Source organism: Pantoea sp. SIMBA_079, assembly GCF_046940275.1.
Classification (GTDB): domain Bacteria; phylum Pseudomonadota; class Gammaproteobacteria; order Enterobacterales; family Enterobacteriaceae; genus Pantoea; species Pantoea borealis.
On sequence record NZ_JAWRYR010000537.1, the window covers coordinates 1 to 259 of the forward strand.

The 259-nt window shown below is 31.7% G+C and carries 1 protein-coding gene; it reads right to left on the minus strand.

Going from position 1 to position 259, the window contains the following annotated elements; genetic code table 11:
* Nucleotides 1–17 precede the first annotated feature (17 nt).
* A partial coding sequence (locus SB719_RS21110; RefSeq protein WP_412159878.1) for a family 1 glycosylhydrolase occupies nucleotides 18–259 on the minus strand: 242 nt, incomplete at its 5' end.

Consider the following 259-nt stretch of genomic DNA (forward strand, 5'->3'; position numbering starts at 1 on the left):
TTACAGTATGGCTTCGTTTAGTTACAAAGAATTACGACTTTAGTACTTGTTGCTAGCTGCCGGATGATTGCTTGATACATAACTTGTTCTTCATTTTCATATTCTTTTATTCTAAGTCCTGCTGGTCTAAATGGGTGGCATATAACTGCATTAATCTCATTAAAGGTCATCCAATGCTTAACTTTATTCTTAAATCTATTAAATAGTACTTTACTATAATTAACAAAGAATTCTACTAATCTTCTATCTTTCCAACCGC